Below are 20,297 nucleotides of genomic sequence, written 5' to 3'. Positions count from 1 at the left end.
GGAGGTAAGAGGATGAGTCTAGAGGAATTTCTGCATCATCTCCATGTTGACATTGATAAGGTAAGCCCGCCGGACTGGGAAGTAGATTGGGAAGATGCGCCTCTTTCCTATAAACTTTACCGTTGTTCATCTATTGTTCCGCTTTCTCTGGAAGTGCCGCTGACACTTGAGGGATGGGAATCATCTAAAAATCCTAACCTTCGTAAAATTGGACATTTCCTATGGTATACTTTCGGTCTTAATCAAATCTCCCAGTCCGTTCTTTCTTCTGATCCTATCACACAAGCAGCCGACTTCATGTCTTATCGGCGGTTCGTTCCATCCGGCGGAGCATTGTATCCAAATGAATTATATGTATATTTGAAGTTGAAAGACTTGCCTGATGGAGTGTACCATTTTGATGCAGCACATCATCGCTTGGTATTGTTGCGAGAAGGTAATTTTGACTCATATATTAATCAGGCGCTTGGTAATCGCTGTGACTTATCCACTTGTTTTGGTACAGTGTTTGTCTCAACAATGTTTTGGAAAAATTTTTTTAAATACAATAACCTTGCTTATCGACTGCAAGGCTTGGACGCAGGCGTGCTGATTGGACAGCTACTAGAAGTGGCGAAACGTTTTGGCTTCGAATCGGGAGTATACTTCCAATTTCTTGATCAGGCGGTTAACCATCTACTTGGCCTATCTGACCAAGAGGAAAGTGTATATGCGGTTATCCCTTTATCGGTGGAACAAACAAATTGGTTTTTTTACGATAGCGGCAATGACGACACGACAACTGCTGCCGAATTGTGCCGAGAATTGGGATCGATTCATCATCATCATTACGTTAAATCACAGCGAATCAAAGAGTATCCGATGCTAACAAAGATGAATCAAGCCTCTATGATCGAATCTACGCGGTCTTTTCGGGAGTTTAGAGCGCAAAAGAGGTCGGATTATGTAGGGGAATCGTTAATACTGCCTCGCGTAGAGCGGCTGTCATATGATTTTGCCTCAGTTTGTCGAAAGCGCTATTCTCCGGATATGGATTTCGTATTGGGGAAGGTGACACGATTACAGTTAGCCGGCCTGTTGCTAGAAGCGACTGCTTCTTTTTCGTACCGAAATGATTTGGATGGAGCCCATCAAAAGTCTGTGGATCGAGTCTCTTTGTATGGCTGTTTGCATCATGTCGAAGGGATACCGGATGGTGCTTATTATTATGACAGTACTGCCCATGTACTGCGTCAAGTACAGCTTGGAGATCATCGACTCCAGCTGCAATACGGAATGGCTTTAGATAATGTTAACTTATTCCAAGTGCCACTCTGCCTACATGTAGCAGGCGATAAGGATCATTTCAGATCGCAGCTGGGGTACAGAGGATATCGTATTCAGCAAATGGAAGCTGGTATGCTCGTACAACGATTACTGTTAACGTCATCAGCTATCGGTATGGGAGGGCATCCACTCCTTGGATTTGATGTGAATATATGTGATCAGATTTACAGAATGGATTTACAAGATAAAACAAGCCTCATTCAAGTTCCAATTGGCCCCTATCGCCCTCGACCTTGGTTGACAGGAAGTTTGCATAGTTAAGAGGAAACAATTAAAGCTTTGTTCTGTTATGAATAGAAATAAAAGACACACTTGATGAGGATTCTTTAGCAGCACAAGATAAAGATTTTCATCATAACAGAACAAATGTTTGTTTTTTGTTCGTAAAATGATATCATAAGAATGGGGAAAAGACTTCCTGGCAAAAGGACGAGTTTTATCAGTTCCCGACAGAAGACTCCCACTTCAAGGAATGAGAAGGGCGATAGCCCAATGAGTAAGTGGGAGATGAATGTCGGTTAGGCGTAAGCCTAAAAGTTGCTTCTTTTTTGCATTATGATATAATCAGTCTTATTTAAAGGGAAGGCTGATATTACAATGAAATTGGATAGTAATAATCATTCAGTATTCTTAATGTATTACCACCTTGTATTAGTCGTTAAATACCGCAGAAAGGTTTTTGACGATGAAATGTCTGACTCATGCAAAAGGCATGTTTGTAAAGTTAGCCAAGAAATATAATATATCATTAGTTGAATGGGATCACGATTCTGACCATATCCATATTTAAAGCACATCCCAAATACTGAATTATCAAAGTTCATTAATGCTTACAAGAGTGCAAGTTCTCGAATGATTAAAAAGGACTTTCCACAAGTAAGAGAAAAACTATGGAAAGAAATGTTTTGGTCAAGAAGTTTTTGTCTACTAACTACTGGGGGCTCTCCCATCCATGTAGTTAAGAAGTATATTGAAAATCAAGGTATGAAGTGAGGTGAAATCAATGTTAGTCAATAAAGCGTATAAGTTCCGTATCTATCCAAACAAAGAACAAAAAACACTAATTACTAAAACAATCGGTTGTTCTCGCTTTGTATTCAATCACTTTTTGGCACAATGGAATGATGCTTACAAAGTGACAGGCAAAGGATTAACTTATAACGCTTGCTCATCTCAATTAACACAACTAAAGAAAGAATTAGTTTGGTTGAACGAAGTAGACAGCATTGCTATTCAATCATCACTCAAAAATCTTGCTGATTCGTATTCACGATTCTTCAAGAAACAGAACAAAGCACCACGTTTTAAGTCTAAAAAGAATAAAGTTCAGTCTTATACAACAAAGCACACAAATGGGAATATTGCCATTGTAGACAACAAAATGAAATTACCTAAACTTGGATTAGTTAAGTTTGCAAAAAGTCGTGATGTAGAAGGTCGTATTCTTAATGCTACAATTAGCTGTAATCCAAGTGGCAAATACTTTGTATCCATTCTTGCTGAAACAGAAGTGCAAGAACTGCCTAAAACTGGCTCATCTGTTGGAATAGATATGGGACTAAAAGACTTTGCAATCCTTTCTACAGGTCAAGTATTTGGCAATCCTAAATGGTTTCGTAAACTTGAAGAAAAATTAGCGAAAGCACAACGCATTCTTTCTAGACGACAGGAATTAGCATTAAAACGAAAATGTAAATTAAATGACGTTAAGAACTATCAAAAACAAAAGCGTAAAGTGGCTTGTATTCATGAAAAAATCACTAATACAAGAACAGACTATTTGCAAAAAGTCTCTACTGAAATCATCAAAAACCACGATGTGATTGGTATTGAAGATTTGCAAGTGTCAAATATGTTGAAAAACCATAAGTTAGCGAAAGCAATTAGTGAGGTGTCATGGTCACAATTTAGAACAATGTTGGAGTATAAAGCAAAATGGTATGGCAAACAGATAGTAACTGTATCTAAAACCTTTGCAAGCTCTCAATTATGTTCAGTTTGTGGCTACCAAAACAAAGACGTTAAGAATCTCAATCTTCGCGAATGGAATTGCCCTTCTTGTGATACACATCATGATAGAGATATTAACGCAGGACAAAATCTTAAAAACGAAGCCATAAGACTTCTAACCGTAGGAACTACGGGGGTAGCCTACTAAATAACTGGTGGGTACACTGGTGTTCGTAGGAATCCCCCACTTCAAGCAACTCGTAAGAGTGCTAAGTGGCGGGTAGTTCAATCATAAGACGATTGGATGCGTTTGTTCATTTTAATGGAGAGAGAAAGATTTTTCCATTATAATAAGTTGTAATGATTCATTTCTTAGGAGGATTAATTATGGCAGATATCAAATTTGAAATTACAAAACATATCGCGGTTCTTTCTGAATCGCCAAAGGGATGGCGGAAAGAACTAAACCTCATTAGTTGGAATGGACGGGAACCAAAATACGATCTTCGTGACTGGGCTCCAGATCATGAAAAAATGGGCAAGGGTGTAACATTAAGCAGCGAAGAGTTTGAAAAATTAAAGGAAGTATTGCAAAAAGAATAAACCGATTGTTTGAAATTTAGAAGATACTATTTTACCTGTTTTTTCAAATAAAAATAAAGTAGGGAGTTTACGTTCATTTTAAAGACATACGATTGATTTCATCGCTTATTTTTTGAAGGCTAGAGCCGCCTGATAATGGTTAAAGTTGACAGAAAAACCGATGTTTTTTCCTGCCTATAGTATTTCATTTTGTTTCTTTTAGCTGTCTTTTTCATTCTTCATTTTTATTCAAACGATACAAACTGTATACAACTCCCCCATGATGAACATGATGTTATCTTTTCAAGGTTCGATTTTAACGATTATCGAATTTCTTCAATTAAATGATCAACGTTATTTTTAACCTTAAATAGGTACGAGATTTATTTGTAGAAGCTTTCGATTTAATGAAAACGACGTAAAAAGTACACATCAATAGAAATATAACATACATGTATTCCACGTTATCACAATCATTTTTTCGCGACAGGAGATCAGGGTGATGAATAGAATCGAGTATATTCGGCAAGAAGAGAAGAAATATCATGAAAGCTGTTATAACAATTACACATTATTTGAAGAGGGTTCTTGGCTTCATAAACCTGTAAAAACCGTGATGGATGCGCTGGCATTATTAGCTGAAAAAGATAGCCTAACTATTCTTGATTTGGGTTGTGGAGTAGGGAGAAATAGTATACCAATTGCTGAAAAAGTGAAAAATTCGAATGGTAAAGTGATTTGTGTTGATCTGCTTGAGACAGCGCTGCAAAAATTAAAACAGTATAGTCAAGCTTATCATGTAGAAGATACTATCTATCTTCATCAAGCGGATTTAAGTGATTTTGTGATGAAGAAGGATGAATATGACTACATTGTTGCAGTATCAAGTCTAGAACATGTTCGAACAGAGGAAACATTTATTCAAGTGCTCCAATCTATGGAGGCTGCTACGAAAAGCAAGGGTGTCAATTGCCTGATTGTCAATTCTAATGTAGAAGAAATAGATATTGAAACAAGGCGAAAAAAGGATGCATTAATAGAAATAAATCTTCCAACAGATGAGATGGTGAACATATTACAAAAAGTCTATAAAAACTGGAAAACAATCCACCTTGCAGTTAAACCGCTCGCATACCATATTATGAGAGGTCAAACGTCTATCCAGTTAAAAACCAATGCCATCACTTTGGTTGTTCAAAAATAGGATAAGCTTTTGCAATATTGGCATTTATTTTCATCATTGTATTTTGTTATGATAGATTATATGATTAATCATCATGTTAAGGAGAATTTTATCATGAGTATTCGTACAAAAGGCATTATTTTCGATATGGATAATACATTGCTGCAATCTAAAATTGATTTTTCAGCAATGAAACAAGATATTTTTACGTTATTAGTGGAAAATAAAGTCTTGCCTAGTTCCTTTCCAGTGCAAGACCATACTCCTTCTTCAATGCTTGAGCATGCGAAGCAATTCGGTTTGACAGATGCGTTATATCAAACTTCTATGGATATAGCTGCAAAACATGAAGAAGTTGGCATGGCAGGAGCAGGGCTTGAACCTGGTGTAAAAGAATTGCTTCAATCTATTAAACAGGAATATACGCTAGTCGTGTTAACGAATAATTCGTATCCGGCTGCTTTAAAGGCGCTTGAGTACACAGATATTGTTTCCTATTTTGACTTCATTATTGCCAGAGAACAGATGACTTCACTAAAGCCTTCGCCGTCAGGATTTCATTTTGTGATGAATGAATTTCAAGAGATAAAAATGGGGGAATGGATTACGATTGGGGATTCATGGATTGATGGGAAGGCAGCCAATGCAGCTGGCATTCCTTTTATAAGCTACCGTACTAGTTTAGAAGAAATGGAGAATAAAGGTGTAAAGGCTGTTGCTCGCGTAGAACATATAAGCGGTATTCTATCAATTATTCGCTAATTTCCTTTGGTTGTACTTTTTAATTAAAATGCATAGGGAACTCTAAATATGCTATATGTGATAGTAAAAAAAGATAGGGTTTCAAATGTGACGAAGTGGGTTCATCAATGTATACTAGAACCATGAAATGAGTCGATGGTCTTATTACAATCTTAAAACCTGAAAATATTGTCTCCTGTCATGTGCTTGGGCAATCTTTTGGAGGGTTGGCAGCACAAGAATTGCTGCACGCTTGCCCAGAATGTGTGAACAAGGTCATCTTATCACATACAATGGCTTCCCTTTAGCTTCTCTTCAATCTTTTCAAAATGAAGGACATTTAAGTATCATCATTAACAGAGAAAAATACTTGGAAATTGTTCGAAACTTTTTGGATAGATAAATTGTATATAAAGATCATGTCAAAGTGTCGTTGCGGACTTCTAGAAAGATAGAGAAGTCCGCTTAGGTTTTTAGTAATATTTATAAGGTGAATCTAATAAAAGTATGTCATCATAAGTGAGGGAAAAGTATGAAAAATGCAAACGAGCAAACTAAAGGTATATGGTATGTAGTCGGAGCATATTTGCTATGGGGATTTTTACCTTTATATTGGAAGCCTCTACAAACAGTCTCTGCTCTTGAAATTTTGGCACATCGCATTGTTTGGTCATTCGTGTTCATGATTTGCATTTTGATGATTACTGGAAAAATAAATGCATTTTTTACAAATTTAAAAGGTTTATTTCGGACAAGAACATATTTTTTATCGGTTTTCACTTCCTCGCTATTAATAAGTTCTAATTGGCTCATTTATATTTGGGCTGTTAACACTGGTCATGTTGTTGAAGCGAGTCTAGGGTATTATTTAAATCCGCTGTTAAACGTTTTACTAGGAATTATTTTTTTAAACGAAACATTAAATAGATGGCAAGTAATTTCGTTTTTCTTTGCTCTTATTGGTTCGGGGATTTTGGCGATTCAACACGGACAAGTACCATGGATTGCTCTATCATTAGCTTTAACCTTTGCTTTATATGGTTTAACAAAGAAATTAAGCCATTATGATGCCTTAATTGGCTTAACATATGAAACAATGTTCGTGGCCCCTCCTGCCTTGCTGTTGTTAATGTATCAATATGCAAATGGAACTAGCTCGTTTGGAGTAGAGTCTTTCTCAATCACATTATTATTAATGGGAGCTGGGGCTGTAACAGCACTTCCATTGATTTTCTTTGCCCAAGGTACGAAAAGAATTACGTTTACGATGGTTGGCTTCTTGCAATATATTGCACCAACAATCATGCTTTTTCTAGGTGTTTTTGTTTTTAAAGAAGGCTTTTCTACTGTACAGCTTATCTCGTTTTTATTTATTTGGGTTGCTTTAATTTTATTCTCATTTTCTAAAGCGACTTTTATGTTGAAGGCCTTCCCTAAAAAAAGTCATTAATATAAGAAACGGAGAATGATATGCGTATCTTTCTCCTTTCTAAATATGAATGAAAAATATTATTCTTTTCGGAGGAAGCCGGTTATAGAGGAATGAAAAAAAGATACGCCCAATAAGCTAGGAGGAGATCCGTATGACGATCATGGAAAGAGTAGCGACAGCATTAGAGATAAAAAAAATAGGCAGAGAAAATCTAACTGTATCATTTTTGGGAGAGGGCGCTTGGCATGAGGCATATTTATTTTCTACAAATGAACTTGAATCAACAGTTATTCGCTTTCCGAAAGCCTTTTCTTATGGGAAGCCTTTTACCTATGATGAATCAGAGCTGTTTGCAGAATATGATGGCCGTGGCTACTACTATCGACAAGCAAATAAAATAAGAAAAGGAATTTGCCCTAAGTTTTATACATATCATGTCGATCCTAAACATTCATTTACAATCGAATCGTATTGTGGTGATACCATGTCATTAAAAACAATGGATCATCAACAAGCAGTGATGTTAGGGAATCAGTGTGGAGAATTTTTTCGCGAGATGCACGAAACAACTCCAAATATAGAGGGATTTGGTTTTTTAAGTTGGAGCAATGGGAAACTGCAGGGGGAAATACAAACAGATATTCATCAATATTGGAAAGAAGAAACAGAGGAAGCTTGGGAACAATTTGAAGATTTAAAGCATTCCAAATACGCATTTGATGCCTCATCTGTAATGGAAAAAATAAAAACCATCACGGAACACCGATTGAAAACTGGTTGTACATTATCGTTGGCCAATCGAGATGTATCGCCAGAAAATCTAATTGTCTTTCAAAACAGCTTACGTTTAATTGATCCGCTGCCTATCATATACAGTGGACATGTTTTTGCAGGGAATCTTATGAATAATTTCCGTACTTTGTTTCCAACTTATCATCGCTCACCTCGTTATAAACAACACCATTTTCACTTAGTAAAGAATCAGTTGGAATGGTTTGCCGACGGCTTTATCGATGGTTATGCCCAAGCAGAAATGGACGTTAGATATTCCGTATTTGCTGAAGAATTCTTACTGCTTTTGGATTTAGCCCATCATCATTTAAAGCTGTTGGAGGAAGATTTTACAGAAGAAGTCGTACTAAGGGTTGGCAATCGTCATGCTGTTGCCGAAAGGCTCCCTATCTATTTACGTAAGTTAGAAGCTTTTAATATAGAAAATGGAAGGTTATTAGATGAAAACTAAAAGTTAAATGTCCGATTGTTTGAAACTCAATAGGAGAAGGAAAAGCTTTGGCAGCGACATGCACCTTAATCAGTGAGGGTGACAGAAAACCCTCACTAGAGGATGCTTCATTTTATTGAGAGGAGTGTTTTATAAATGGATCAAGGGAGTCCACAAATAGAGCCATTGTTGAAACAGCGGCCCAAAAAACGTTTTAAAATATTGCTTTATGCCCTCATTATTATTTTGATATTGTCTATTGTTGTGACAGCAGGCATTTCTGGCTATATCGGTTGGCAGCTGACGCATCCTCCAACTCGACCGCTTGAAACTACACCAGCAAAAATGCAATTAGCCTATGAAGATATTGAATTTAAAAGTCGGGGCGATGAGCTAAAAATGAAAGGCTGGTATATCCCGCCTAAGGAAGAAGATAAGCAGATGACGGTTATAATTGCCCATGGCTATAAACAGAATCGCGTGCAAGCAGATGTTCCTGCACTTGAAATCGCTGATAAATTAGTGGATTCTGGCTATGGAGTTGTCATGTTTGATTTCCGAAATAGTGGGGAATCAGAAGGAAAGGTGACAAGTGTTGGTCAATTTGAAAAAAATGATTTGCTTGGGGCAATTGATTGGGTAAAAGCACAATCAAATGGTCAAATCGCCTTACTAGGCTTTTCAATGGGGGCAACAACATCGATCTTAGCTGCAGCTGAGGAACCAGAAGTTGGCGGTGTGTTGGTAGATAGTCCATTTAGTAAACTTCGCACTTATTTAGAGGATAATCTTTCTGTTTGGTCAGACCTTCCGAAATATCCGTTTACACCTTTCATTATGGCAATTATTCCACCGCTGACTGGGTTGAGTGTTGATGAAGTAGATGCTCTTGCTGCTGTAGATAACGTGTATCCGCGGCCAATTCTCTTTATACATGGAGAAGAGGATACAAAAATACCGTTTTCCGAAAGTGAAAAAATGTGGAAAAAGCATCCAGATGCATTCGATTTTTGGAAAGCACCAAAAGGAGATCATATGAAAGTGTATCAGTATCAAAAGGAATTGTATTTAGATAAGATGTTTACGTTTTTAGATAACCTTTCTTCTGAACATTAACTTGTTGTGTTGCTAGCTAGCTTGGTTTAACAATTAAATGCTGTCAATGGGGGTGGCCAAATGAGGACGCTTAGGCGTTTTTGGTTACCCCCTTTATGCGTTATCTTTTCAACAAAATTTTTTACCATCAAAACCTTTTCCAATGTCAGACCATCTAATGAGTGATGATAGGGGGTGACAATGATTATTAATCATCAAGAAAAACTTGTGAAGAAAGCAATTAAAGGGAATCGGGCAGCATTTACTAAACTCATCAAAATGCATGAGCAAACATTATATCGAGTTTCCATTTCCATCTTACGTTCCGACTTTGACAGTGCTGATGCAGTTCAAACAACGATTATGAATGCCTATGAAAACATAAATAAACTAAAACAGCCACCATATTTTAAAACTTGGCTGACACGTATTTTAATTAATGAGTGCTATCAAATGCTTAGAAATCGAAAACAGGTAGTTCCGCTGCCGGCAACAGAGTTGGCAAGTTCAGTAGATAAAGAGTATGGGCATATTGAAGTAAAGGAAGTAGTGGCCATGCTGCCCGACGATTTGCGTCTTGTGATCATCTTATTTTATTTTGAAGCATTGAAAGTAAAAGAAATCGCAGAAATTTTAGAAATGCCAGAGGGTACTGTCAAAACTCATTTACATCGTGGACGCAAACAGCTTTATACATTTTTAACAAAGGAAGAGGTGGGAGAAGATGAACAAAAACGAACATTATAAGCTAGAAAAAAAATTAGAACAAGTAAAAACAAACGTACCAACAGCATTTTCAGCAAAAGTCGATGAAACGCTATTAAACTTGTCAGCAAAAAAGAAGCGGATGATATTAACGGTCTGGAGCAGTACTGCTGCAATCGCGATAGTTAGTGTACTCATGGTAAGCAGCATGTTGTCTCCGACTTTTGCAAAATCCCTTCAACAGATTCCAGTCGTTGGCTCGGTGTTTCATTTGTTAGGGGAAAAAGGCTTAAAAGGATCGAATCAAAACAATTCAAATGCAGCTGGAGAAATGATTGCTGCTGAGGCTAAAGAATCAAAACAAAACAATGCAAATATAGTAGACTCGAACGTTAACCAGCAAAATAAGCTTTTTAACACATCAAAACAAAACAATGCAAATATTGTAGGTCAAGAGATTTCCTCTCCATCTTCGACGCTAAAGATTACAGATGTTGTTTATGATGGCATCAGACTTTCGCTAAGTTATATACAAGAACTTCATGATGATAATGCCGAAATGATTGATATAGAAGACATGACCTTTAAAGCGGATGGGAAATTACTCGACGAAGGGATAGTAAGTGGAGCCTATTTAAATAAAAACAAATATGCAGGTATCATCTCGTTTTCACGTCATCTTCCTAAAGAGGATGCCTTTACACTTACGTTGAATGTGGAGCAGCTAGGGTATGACAAAGGCAATTGGTCAATGGCGTTGCCAGTGAAAAAACAAGCTAGTGGTGAAACATATGTGAAAGATCAGCAAATGGAAACAGATGAGTTTAGTTTACATTTAAGATCGATACAAGTTAGTCCTACAACCGTTAAACTTGGCATGAGAATGACAATTCCGAAAGAAGCTGATAAAGAAGAAACGACAGATTATTCAGAATTTTATTTTAGACTGTTAGACGAGAACGGATTGGAATTAAAGCAACTTCATCTTCCAAAAGGTACGGTATTTTCTGATAGAAAAGATAGTGTATATAACATTAAAGAACATTTTGAGCCAATAGGAGAATTGCCAAAGGTTGCGACTTTGCAAATCATAAAATGGGAATTAGATAATGAAGCAGCATCGATGAATTTAATTGAAGAAACGGTAGATGAGCAGCAGCTGCCCCTCAAACTTGTTAAAGACGGTATTGAACGAATCAGTATTGAAAAAATTGAACATTTTTCAGAAGTTACAGTGGTCACTTATCGCTCTTTTGGTTCACACTCTTCCCTTTCTTTTACAGACGAGTCAGGAAAAGCATATAAAAAGAAGGCCGATATTGAAAAAGTCGATAACGAAAAAAATCTCTTTAAAGCGCGTTTTGAACGGTTCTCCACAGTAGAAAAAATGAACGCTCAGACGATTGCGTATTGGACGAAACCAATTATTGTTGGAGATATTAAAGAGCAGGTGGATGAACAGCAACTGCCTCTTAAACTTGCACAAGATGGTGTTGAACGAATGATCATTGAAAAAATTGAACATGAGAAAGACAGTACGGTTGTTACTTATCGTACATTTGGTGCACTCGCTTATAGCCAAGCCAATAACCTTTCTTTTACAGACACATCAGGAAAAGTATATGATCGCAAGAACTTGCCTGAACGAATTAGTAACAAAGAGAATTTGTATCAACAGCGTTTTGAACGGTTCTCCACAGTAGAAAAAATGAACGCTCACACAATGACATTGTCAGAACCAAATATTGTTGGAGAAATGAAAATCTCATTAGACGGAAGCAGCAATTAATTCCTTCAATAAATAATCAGGGGGCTGCATTCATGCTAGCTAAAAATGATTTCAGTGCAGCCCCTTGTTACTTATAAAAAGATCTTTTGACGAATTAGGATTTTATAACAACGTCATGTTTGATCTAGAAAATAAAAATCCTCTACTAAAGGTTTTTCCTTTCGTTTTATATTCACTCAAAAAGAAGCAGAAGCGTTATCAACTAGATTTATTGATTAATAAATCGAAACGAGTAAGTTATAAGCCACTTTCGAAAATTATCAGCCAAATAGAGCTGTTTATCGACCAAAGAAGGGCATTTGCCAGCTCGAATCAAAAACAGTAGAAAAACGATCCATTTTTCTCCAACTGTTTTCATTTTAGCTCGGTTTTGTAAGCAAGTTACACTTTAAATTTCCCAACGATTGTTTGCAATTCTTCTGCTATTTTGGACAAGTGGGCTGCTGAACTTGATACTTCCTCCATTGAGGAGAGCTGTTCTTCTGAAGCGGCAGCAACTCTTTGTGAATTTTGGGCAGATTGTTGTGAAAGAGAAGTGATTTGCTCCATTGCCGCCGTTATTTCTTCTGAACTAGCCGACATTTCTTCCGAAGTTGCAGATACTTCTTGGATTTCTCCCTCTACATCTTTAGCAGAATCAAGGATGCGCTGGAAGGCGTCGCCGACTTCTTGAATCGCTGTTATACCTAGGTGCACCTCACTTATTCCTTCATTCATCGCTTCTACAGAAAGTTTGGTGTCATCTTGAATTTGTTTTACTAACTCGACAATTTGTTCTGCTGAGCTATGAGATTGTTCTGCAAGTTTGCGAACTTCATCCGCAACAACGGCGAATCCGCGTCCGTGTTCACCAGCGCGAGCTGATTCGATTGCTGCATTAAGGGCAAGTAAATTCGTTTGCTCTGCAATGCTTGTAATCGTATCGATAATGACGCTAATTTCCTTTGAGCGTTCTTCAAGCCGTTTCATGATTTCTGCTGATTCTCCAACAGTACTGTTAATGCGATTAATTTGTGTAATAGAGTGCTGCACTAGATCATTCCCACTAACTGCTTCATTAACAGTATGCTGTGACTTTTCACTAACATTAGAGGAAGCGTCTGCGATACTTTGGACGCCCATCGCCATTTCGCGAATCGCATTGGTGCTTTCTTCTGAACTTTGCAGCTGCACTTCATTTCCATTTGCAACTTCTTGAATCGCTGACGCAATTTCAGTTGACGCATGTTTTGTGTTTTCTGAGCTTGCCAGCAATTGCTCTGAAGATGCTGATACTTGTTCGGTTGTGTTTTGAACAGTGCGAATCATGTTGCTCATATTGTCAATCATGGAGTCAAATTGGCTACTTAATTGGCCAATCTCATCATGTCTATTTATATTTAATCTCTCATTGAAATGGCCGTCACCAACTTTTTTAATAATCTGGAATAATTGTGTAAGCGGTTGAAATACTTTACGTGTAACAATATATTGAGTGGTAACGGTAATAGAACTTAATATCAGAAGGACAATGGCAAGTGATGTTATCAATTGCTTTTTTGCATTTTTGACGACACTAATGTCGACATCAATTCCAAACATGGCAATTGCTTTTCCATTTTCATCGTAAATAGGGTCAAGCACACTAATCCAATCACCGTATACATCCGTATATGCTGCAGTAGGTACTGGCTTCCCATCTTTTAATGCTTCTGCATAGGCATCGGCAAATTCTTTTGGCAATTCGAAAAGGTCTCCTGGTACTGCGCCTGCATCATAATGGCCTTGGTACATAGCATGCATTACTACTGCATTGTCAATAATATCAGCATCTAAAATATAGCTTTGGGCAATATTATGATTTAACTCGGTGATTTTGTCTAATTCTCGTTTTACTTCTAATTGAATTGTTCCATCAGTATCATGATTTTCCATAATGCCATTCACATCTTCTAATGTAAAATGGTCTTTTGAATAGTGAGCCATACCAATCGTATTTTCAATCAAATTATTCATCATCGCTCTGTTTTGAATAGAATAGCTGATAAAGACGAGAATAATTCCAGATAAAATGACAAAGCTGGCGGAATAAAACAAATTTTTTTTGAAAAAAGACATGCGAGTCGAAGAACGAAACATGTATAAGACCTCTTTTCTACATTTAATTGATAATAGAATATTCCGAATACAATATGTATGCGTTTTGCAAGTAAAACAAATTTATTTTTTTAATGATTCATCAACAAGTCGATTAAAAAACGCAGCATATTTTTTATCTATTTGGAATAGCTAAATGCAACAGCTCCTTTCTTTTCTAGCAAACATCATAGTGGTTTGATGGTCTATTTAGGCTAAGTTCTTTTCTACTATTTCGCTAATATTTTGGCACAAAATCCCTCCACTTTTTGAATACGATTATCTATAATAATAAAATACCATCATTTTCCTATTGTTTTCAATAGTACGAACATATGAATAGTGCTTCTCATACTAGGACAAAAAACACATAATAAGGAATATTTAGGATTTTATTAGGTTTATTTTCATTTTTTTGCAATGAAGTAAAATAAGTACTATTACTATCTTACCTCTTTTATAGAGATTGGCCAAGCCTTATCACTTATTTCTTAACAAATATTTGGGATAATTGATAACAGTATCCAAATAAAGAATGGTATATAGGTCTATTTAACCAAGGGCGTGTTTTTGTGTACTATCATATTTTTTACTATAAAACTCTTAGATCTCTATTTTCTATGCCATATCAATTGGTATATTTACCTTTATTTTGGTTGGATAAGAAAGAAAACGGGCTCACTTTATGCATGTGCAGCGATGTATGGCATCTATGGTTCTATCGATCATCTGATTGTGGCGACACCTTAATTCCAAAGGACGACACTTTTTTGTTATACTGAAAATTATAAAAAGTTGAAAGAACAGATTTTTAGGAAGAGGCGAAAATAACGATGATTGAGCTAAAGGATGTTTCATGGCAGCGGAAAGGGAAATCGATTTTAAAAGAAGTCTCTTGGAAAGTTAAATCTAGTGAACATTGGTGCCTTGTCGGTTTAAATGGTTCCGGAAAGACAACGCTTCTGAAGATGATCAATGGCTATATTTGGCCAACTTCAGGGACCGTAACTGTTTTAGGGAATACATTTGGAACAACAAATGTAGGGGAACTGCGCAAAAAGATAGGCTGGGTTAGTTCCTCGCTGCAACAAAGGCTTCCCGAGAATGAAACAGCAGAAATGATTGTGTTGAGTGGAAAGTTTGCAACGATTGGCTTATATGAACAGGTTGTACATGATGATTTGCAAAAGGCTGACGAGCTTTTAACAATATTGGGATGCGAGCACTTGAAGGAAAGAACATATGCAACTTTATCCCAGGGGGAGCGCCAGCGTATATTGATTGCTCGTGCATTAATGGCTTCTCCACAGCTGTTGATTTTAGATGAGCCTTGTACGGGATTGGATTTGTTTGCCCGCGAACATTTATTAGGATTCATTGATAAAGCAACGAAACAACCTGACTCTCCTACCTTTATTTATGTGACGCATCATGTTGAAGAGATACTTCCGTGTTTTACACATACATTGTTGATGAAGCAGGGAGAAGTGTTTGCTTCCGGAAAGACGAAGGAAGTGTTGACTCCTGAACAATTAACGGCATTTTTTGATGCCCCGGTTGCTGTTCAGCAGAATAAAGAGAAAGAACGCATCTCGATTTCATTGAAATAAGAAAATAAAAACAGAAGCTTCCCATTTTGATCGAGTCATTTGGGACAGCCTCTGTTTGCTTCGTTATAAAGGCATTGTTAAAATAAATGTATTCTAAGATGTGGTAAACGCTTTCATTGATTTCTAGCAATTACTTTACATACTAAAAATTAGAGAGAATCCTCTTATTCGTTATTTATCCCCTCGATAGCCTGTATTAGCGCGCACTTTTACTTCCGCATAGCGAGCCAAGTCTTGTTCCTGGGAAAGAATCGTTCCGGCATATGCTCCAAGGAATCCAAGTGGAACGGAAATCAATGCAGGATTTGTAAGCGGAAATATTGGTTCTCCTATAAAAATTGCCGCTCCTTCAATTGGTGAAAACACATTCGGGCTGATCGCAACTAGGATAAGTGCAGATAGCAAGCCGGATAACATCCCAGTAACGGCACCTGCTGTATTAAATTTTTTCCAATAGATCGTAAAGATAATAACAGGCAAGTTAGCACTGGCAGCAACACAGAAAGCGAGAGAAACAAGGAATGCCACATTCATTTTTTGGGCGAACAATGCTAACAGAATCGAGAAGATAGAAACAGCGATGGATGCGTAGCGAGCAGCAAGCATTTGCTTCTTCTCAGATATTTTTCCTTTTTTAATAATTTGTCCGTAAATATCATGAGCGAATGCGGATGCACCTGAAAGGACTAGTCCTGCTACAACTGCCAAAATAGTAGCAAAAGCAACTGCAGCTACGAACGACATAAGAAAATCGCCGCCAAGTACTTGTGCTAGAAGCGGAGCAGCCATATTTCCAGCTGGATTTGCTTTTATAATTGTTTCAGAACCGACAAACGCGGCTGCACCAAAGCCTAGAAAAATCGTCATAATATAGAAAAGTCCAACGATCCATGTTGCCCACATAACGGAGCTTCTCGCTGTTTTTGCATCTTTCACGGTAAAAAATCTCATCAGAATATGTGGTAAACCTGCTGTCCCTAAAACAAGGGCAAGCATAAGAGAAAGCGTGTCAAGTGGGACTTTATATTTGACTCCTGGATTTAAATAGTCTGCCCCTAACGGTGTAGCGGTCTTCATTTGTGAAAACATGCTGAAAGGATTAAAGTTGAACTTTGCCAAAACCATAAATGAAATAATAACTGTACCGAGCATTAAGAGTATCGCTTTAATAATCTGAACCCAGCTTGTAGCAGTCATGCCTCCGAATAATACATAAATTGTCATCATGACGCCAACAATCAATACCGCAAGCCAATAATCAATTCCGAATAGCAATTGAATAAGTGCTCCGGCTCCAACGAGTTGGGCAATCATGTAAAAAATAACGATTGTAATCGTGCTAAGCGCTGCAACTGCACGAACCTTTTTTGCATCAAAACGGGCGTTGATCATATCTGCAAGGGTGTAGCGGCCAAGGTTTCGAAGAGGTTCAGCAACGATGAATAGGACGACGAGGTAAGCAACAAGATATCCTAAACTAAAGAAAAAGCCATCAAAGCCAAAAAGTGCAATTGCACCAGCAATTCCAAGAAAAGATGCAGCTGATAAATAATCGCCTGCGATGGCAAGACCGTTCTGCCATCCACTCAGACCCCCACCGGCTGTATAAAATTCACTTGCTGTCCTTGTTCTTTTTGCTGCATAATACGTAATGATTAATGTACTGGCTACGATGAGAAGAAATAAGGTGATAACGGTAGCATTCATGTCCTTGTCCCTCCTCTAGCAATCTCCTCCTTTATCATTTCCTCAGCGATTTTGTCAAAAACAGCGGCTTTTTTCATGTAAATCATGACAAGTGTCCAAGTCATAAGAAATTGTGCAACAGCAAAAACCCATACCCATGATATGTCTCCAATTGCGGGGTGATTTAATACATTTGTGTACGAAGTGAATATTGGCAATGCAAAATAGAATACTAGAAAGAAAATTGTCAGTGGTACAATAAATTTTTTCTTTTTTCTGATTAAATATTTAAACTTTTCAGTTTTTTCCACTTCTTCAAAATTTTCTTTTTGATTTTCTGCTGCCAATTTGCTTTTTATCGCAGTTCCCATGTTTGTCTTCCTTTCTCACAATATGATTCTAATATATCAGAATATGTAAAAAGATTAAAGTATTCAGAAAGAAAAGTCAATAAGAATGTTTACAATATCATCCATTAGTCCCGATCGATTAACAGAATAGCTCGTTTTTATGAAGTTTATATTCATAAAGTCATAGATTTGTTCTACTTCTCAGTGGGGGATGAGAGAAAACCCCACTGATGGAAGTTTCACTTTATCATTCATTCCCTCTCAGTGAAGCTTGTACCAAATGTGAATTCTTCCTAATAACTGGTACAACTCTCTTCTTTCATTTCCAATTTACGAAGTACATGCTTTAAAATTTTTCCTGTTGCATTTCTAGGCAGCTGATCAATTGCTTCATAGCGTTTTGGAATTTTAAAAGCGGCTATTTTCCCGTTAAGAAAATGTTTGCATTCATCTTCAATCCCTTCTAGCGGTTTATTTAGTACGACGAAAGCTTTCACTGTTTCACCCCATTCAGGATGAGGAATGCCAATGACTGCTGCTTCAGAAATATGTGGGTGCTGCTGCAGCGCCTCTTCGACTTCTTTTGGATAAATATTGACGCCGCCTGAAATGATGATGTCCTTTTTACGATCGATCATCCAAAAATAGCCGTCCTCGTCTTGTTTAGCAAGGTCACCTGTCAACAGCCAGCCATCTTTTATCACTTCACTCGTTGCTGCAGGATCTTTCTCATATGCTTTCATTATACTTTCGCTGTATAAGGCAATTTCTCCGATCTCATCAACTGCAACTTCTTTTCCCTCTTCATTTACAAGCTTAATTTCCGTACCAATGGCAGCTCTTTTTCCAATACTTCCTGCTTTTCTGTGATGGTCGTCTGGTGTGAGGATAGTTCCGCTTGGCCCTGCTTCTGTCAATCCATATACGCAAAATAAACGTTCGGTTTTTAGCTGCTTTTGAATAAAAGTTACATCCTCTTTAGAAAGAGGAGCACCGCCATATACCCAATAAGATAATGATGAAAGGTCAAAATCATGCAAATTGGGTATTTTTGCAGCAAAAAGAAACACGACAGGTGCACCAAAGAAGTGGGTTGCCTTTTCTTTATGAATCATCTCAAGCATTTTCTCCGTTGTAAATGTAGGTGATAGTAGGTGGGTCGCACCGACATATGTACCAGCGACCAAAAATAAATGAAGAGGTGCTGCATGACTTAATGGCATCATATGAAGGATTCTGCTTTCTGGCTTCATCGATAGTTCGATGCACATCATTGTTGCTGTGTTTAAAATATTGCGATTCGTTAAAAGGACACCTTTTGGCGTTCCTGTAGTTCCTGATGTATACAAAAGTGTTGCTTCATCATCTTCCTTAGTCGTACAGACAATCTCCGGTTCGTCGTCAGTTTCCCTTAATAGTGCATCAAAGGACAACCAATGCTTCATTTCCTTTCCTGTTTTGATTTTAAGACGCGGTGCATCAGCAGGGAGTTTTTTGACTGTATCCCATAACCATTCGTGGGCAAATAAAACACTTGCTTCACAATGGTCGATTACATATTGCAGCTCACTCTGTGTAAATTTAGCATTGACAGGTACAACAATGCCGCCTACCCGTAAAACAGCGAAATAAGTAATTAAAAATTCAGGTGTATTCGGCATCAAAAGAATCGCTTTTTCTCCTTTTTGAAAGCCCTTCTGCAAGAGGGCGTTTGCTAGACAATTTACCTTATCGTGAAGATTTTGATATGTTAGTGATATTGAATCGGCAACAATTGCTGTATGATTGGCATGTTTTCTTGCATTTCGCGCCAACAATTCAGAAATATTCATTTTTCCTCACCTCTTCATTATGTTAAAAGCACCACTATAGAAGCTGCAGCTCCTCTCATACGATTGGTTCATCTATTTTTTCCTTCACCTCCTCGTAAATAGCTATCTTTCAACTAAGCCGTCTTTTTATGAGACCACCGATGGAGAATACAATCACTCAATATTGACGTTCATTTCTGAATGTTCAGTATATAAACGTGATTATATCATTTTTATTAAAAGTAAGGGGGATTTTAACTGGATTTCCGAAAAGAATTCTCCCACTTCTAAATGTGAAGGGCATAGCCCAATGAAAGTGGGAGATGAATTTACGGTTGGCGTAAGCCAAAAGATTGTTCTATGATTAGTATATACAATATGGTTTGATAGCACTATAAAAAACCATGTGCATGTTTAAGGCACATCCGAATAGTGAGTTATCAAAGTTTCTAAATGTGTATAAGCGTGCAAGTTCTCGTCTAATAAAACGTGACTTTCCCATTGTTCGTAAAAAACTTTGGAAAGAATTGTTTTGGTCAAGAAGTTTCTGCTGTTTACTACAGACGGTACTTCTGTAGAAACAATCAAGCAGTACATTGAAAAAAAAGGCAGAAAGTAGGTGTAGAAAATGTTGAAAGCATATAAATATCGGATATATCCAAACGAAGAACAAAAAATATTTTTCGCAAGAACATTTGGT

The 20,297-nt window shown here is 37.3% G+C and carries 19 protein-coding genes and 1 pseudogene; 16 read left to right on the top strand and 4 right to left on the bottom strand.

Annotation, left to right across the window (positions count from 1 at the left end; genetic code table 11):
- Positions 1 to 12 precede the first annotated feature (12 nt).
- From J2S08_RS08640 to J2S08_RS08590, 13 genes are all read left to right on the top strand, one after another.
- Positions 13 to 1,587, top strand: coding sequence for a SagB family peptide dehydrogenase (locus tag J2S08_RS08640; RefSeq protein WP_307228609.1), 1,575 nt, complete (start codon positions 13 to 15; stop codon positions 1,585 to 1,587).
- A gap of 336 nt (positions 1,588 to 1,923) precedes the next feature.
- The gene (locus J2S08_RS22505; RefSeq protein ID WP_370875653.1) at positions 1,924 to 2,067 is read left to right on the top strand and encodes a transposase; all 144 of its coding nucleotides are present in this window, start codon (positions 1,924 to 1,926) and stop codon (positions 2,065 to 2,067) included.
- Positions 2,039 to 2,116, top strand: a complete 78-nt coding sequence (locus J2S08_RS22500; protein ID WP_370875659.1) for a hypothetical protein — start codon at positions 2,039 to 2,041, stop codon at positions 2,114 to 2,116. The genes J2S08_RS22505 and J2S08_RS22500 overlap by 29 nt, the downstream gene beginning before the upstream one ends.
- 5 nt (positions 2,117 to 2,121) lie before the next feature.
- On the top strand, positions 2,122 to 2,319 hold the full coding sequence (gene tnpA / locus J2S08_RS22495; protein WP_370875658.1) for an IS200/IS605 family transposase: 198 nt from the start codon (positions 2,122 to 2,124) through the stop codon (positions 2,317 to 2,319).
- A gap of 10 nt (positions 2,320 to 2,329) precedes the next feature.
- Positions 2,330 to 3,484, top strand: coding sequence for an IS200/IS605 family element RNA-guided endonuclease TnpB (gene tnpB / locus J2S08_RS08630; protein ID WP_307228607.1), 1,155 nt, complete (start codon positions 2,330 to 2,332; stop codon positions 3,482 to 3,484).
- A 179-nt stretch (positions 3,485 to 3,663) separates the two neighbouring features.
- Positions 3,664 to 3,879, top strand: coding sequence for a YdbC family protein (locus J2S08_RS08625; protein ID WP_307228605.1), 216 nt, complete (start codon positions 3,664 to 3,666; stop codon positions 3,877 to 3,879).
- Between the two features lie 454 nt (positions 3,880 to 4,333).
- The gene (locus J2S08_RS08620; protein ID WP_307228910.1) at positions 4,334 to 5,062 is read left to right on the top strand and encodes a class I SAM-dependent methyltransferase; all 729 of its coding nucleotides are present in this window, start codon (positions 4,334 to 4,336) and stop codon (positions 5,060 to 5,062) included.
- Between the two features lie 93 nt (positions 5,063 to 5,155).
- Positions 5,156 to 5,803, top strand: coding sequence for an HAD family hydrolase (locus J2S08_RS08615; protein WP_307228603.1), 648 nt, complete (start codon positions 5,156 to 5,158; stop codon positions 5,801 to 5,803).
- A gap of 511 nt (positions 5,804 to 6,314) precedes the next feature.
- Positions 6,315 to 7,232, top strand: a complete 918-nt coding sequence (gene rarD / locus J2S08_RS08610; RefSeq protein WP_307228601.1) for an EamA family transporter RarD — start codon at positions 6,315 to 6,317, stop codon at positions 7,230 to 7,232.
- 133 nt (positions 7,233 to 7,365) lie between these two features.
- Positions 7,366 to 8,457 (top strand): hypothetical protein, encoded by a 1,092-nt coding sequence (locus J2S08_RS08605; protein ID WP_307228599.1) that lies wholly within the window; start codon positions 7,366 to 7,368, stop codon positions 8,455 to 8,457.
- A gap of 135 nt (positions 8,458 to 8,592) precedes the next feature.
- The gene (locus J2S08_RS08600) at positions 8,593 to 9,552 is read left to right on the top strand and encodes an alpha/beta hydrolase (RefSeq protein ID WP_307228598.1); all 960 of its coding nucleotides are present in this window, start codon (positions 8,593 to 8,595) and stop codon (positions 9,550 to 9,552) included.
- 180 nt (positions 9,553 to 9,732) lie between these two features.
- Positions 9,733 to 10,278, top strand: coding sequence for a sigma-70 family RNA polymerase sigma factor (locus J2S08_RS08595; protein ID WP_307228596.1), 546 nt, complete (start codon positions 9,733 to 9,735; stop codon positions 10,276 to 10,278).
- A complete protein-coding gene (locus J2S08_RS08590; protein ID WP_307228594.1) occupies positions 10,256 to 12,025 on the top strand; it encodes a DUF4179 domain-containing protein in 1,770 nt (589 codons plus the stop codon). Before J2S08_RS08595 ends, J2S08_RS08590 begins: the two co-directional genes overlap by 23 nt.
- 381 nt (positions 12,026 to 12,406) lie before the next feature.
- Here J2S08_RS08590 and J2S08_RS08585 read toward each other — a convergent pair whose 3' ends face one another.
- Positions 12,407 to 13,606, bottom strand: a complete 1,200-nt coding sequence (locus J2S08_RS08585; RefSeq protein WP_370875657.1) for a methyl-accepting chemotaxis protein — start codon at positions 13,604 to 13,606, stop codon at positions 12,407 to 12,409.
- Positions 13,607 to 14,973: 1,367 nt separating this feature from the next.
- On the opposite strand from J2S08_RS08585, the gene J2S08_RS08580 reads away from it, so the two are divergent.
- Positions 14,974 to 15,750: an ABC transporter ATP-binding protein gene (locus tag J2S08_RS08580; RefSeq protein WP_307228591.1), complete on the top strand. Its 777-nt coding sequence runs from the start codon at positions 14,974 to 14,976 to the stop codon at positions 15,748 to 15,750.
- Positions 15,751 to 15,921: 171 nt separating this feature from the next.
- Here J2S08_RS08580 and J2S08_RS08575 read toward each other — a convergent pair whose 3' ends face one another.
- From J2S08_RS08575 to J2S08_RS08565, 3 genes are all read right to left on the bottom strand, one after another.
- On the bottom strand, positions 15,922 to 17,457 hold the full coding sequence (locus J2S08_RS08575) for a solute symporter family protein (RefSeq protein ID WP_307228589.1): 1,536 nt from the start codon (positions 17,455 to 17,457) through the stop codon (positions 15,922 to 15,924).
- Positions 17,454 to 17,807 carry a DUF485 domain-containing protein gene (locus tag J2S08_RS08570; protein WP_307228587.1) on the bottom strand — a complete coding sequence of 118 codons (354 nt, stop codon included), beginning with the start codon at positions 17,805 to 17,807 and terminating at the stop codon, positions 17,454 to 17,456. Before J2S08_RS08570 ends, J2S08_RS08575 begins: the two co-directional genes overlap by 4 nt.
- Before the next feature lie 272 nt (positions 17,808 to 18,079).
- A complete protein-coding gene (locus J2S08_RS08565) occupies positions 18,080 to 19,618 on the bottom strand; it encodes a class I adenylate-forming enzyme family protein (RefSeq protein WP_307228585.1) in 1,539 nt (512 codons plus the stop codon).
- Between the two features lie 389 nt (positions 19,619 to 20,007).
- On the opposite strand from J2S08_RS08565, the pseudogene tnpA (J2S08_RS08560) reads away from it, so the two are divergent.
- Positions 20,008 to 20,216 (top strand): annotated as a pseudogene (tnpA, locus tag J2S08_RS08560) (IS200/IS605 family transposase); the annotation flags it as partial.
- Positions 20,217 to 20,225: 9 nt separating this feature from the next.
- On the top strand, positions 20,226 to 20,297 hold a 72-nt coding region (locus J2S08_RS22490; protein WP_370875656.1), incomplete at its 3' end, for a helix-turn-helix domain-containing protein.

Source organism: Bacillus chungangensis, assembly GCF_030812995.1.
In the GTDB taxonomy this organism is placed as follows: Bacteria; Bacillota; Bacilli; order Bacillales; family Bacillaceae_C; genus Bacillus_CF; species Bacillus_CF chungangensis.
Note: the sequence above shows the minus strand (reverse complement) of the source record. Positions and strands in the feature narration are given on the sequence as shown.